We start from the raw sequence: 1206 nt of genomic DNA, 5'->3' as shown, positions 1-1206 counted from the left end.
GCACCGACCCTTGCATCGTCCAAAAATGCGGATCAGCCAGCGGTATATCGACCGCATGGAGCTGAATCGCGTGATCCATTTCCCGCCAGTCAGTCGCAATCATATTTGTCGCAGTCGGAAGCCCTGTCGCGCGGCGGAATTCAGCCATTACTTCACGAGCGGAGTAGCCATTCTCATCCCCGCACGGATCTTCCGCATACGCGAGCACATCTTGCTTTCCTTTGCATAATGCAATAGCTTCCTCTAATGACCATGCTCCGTTCGGATCAAGAGTGATCCTTGCCTCTGGAAAACGTTTCGATAATGCGGTAACAGCTTCGATTTCCTCTTCTCCCCGCAGCACCCCGCCTTTCAACTTGAAATCCTGAAAGCCATAGCGCTCCTGTGCGGATTCGGCAAGACGCACAATGGCCTCCGGCGTCAGCGCTTCCTCATGGCGCAGACGGAACCACGCGCAATCTGACTGCTCATCGCTTTGATACGGCAAGGTCGTCCGCTTTCGGTCGCCGATGTAAAAGAGGTAACCGAGCATTTTTACTTCATCACGCTGCTTCCCTTCGCCCAGCAAAGCCGCGACCGGTTCCTGAAGAAACTTTCCAAGCAAATCTAACAAAGCCGCTTCCAGTGCGGTGACGGCGTGCACAGTGGTGCGTAAATCAAACGTCTGGTTTCCTCGCCCTCCCCTGTCCTGATCGCCAAACTGCTTTCTGACCGTTTGCAATATCGCCTGGTACGCACCGATAGATTTTCCGACAACAAGCGGCTCTGACAGCTCCAGCGTGCGGCGAATATGCTCTCCGCCAGGCACCTCGCCGACTCCCTGATTTCCGCTGCTGTCTGTTAAGATTACGATATTCCGGGTAAAAAACGGGCTGTGTGCTCCGCTTAGATTCAGCAGCATGCTGTCATGTCCCGCAACAGGAATCACCTTCATTTCAGAAATTGAGGGAATATTCGATCTTTTTTCTTTTTGAACCTGCTCTTGTATCGGTGAACTCATGCATTTTCCTCCCTTTATAAAGCGCTTTCATAAATATTAGACAGGCAACGATTGATCGGGGTCTTGTTCTTGTTTCTTTAACACGACCCGTTTGATCGGCCCGACCAGCAGCAAATAGCTGAGGATCGCCGCAATCGCGTTAGCGCCGACAAACACAAGCGCGCCATTGAAAGATCCAGTGGCATTGACAATGTATCCGATAATAA

At 51.8% G+C, this 1206-nt stretch carries 1 protein-coding gene; it reads right to left on the bottom strand.

Annotated elements, in window-relative coordinates:
- Positions 1-1000: enolase C-terminal domain-like protein (locus tag ACWF4Z_RS38365; RefSeq protein WP_452248115.1), on the bottom strand; the 1000-nt coding region annotated here is incomplete at its 3' end.
- Positions 1001-1206 lie beyond the last annotated feature (206 nt).

The organism is Kribbella sp. NPDC055071, from assembly GCF_053608045.1.
Note: the sequence above shows the minus strand (reverse complement) of the source record. Positions and strands in the feature narration are given on the sequence as shown.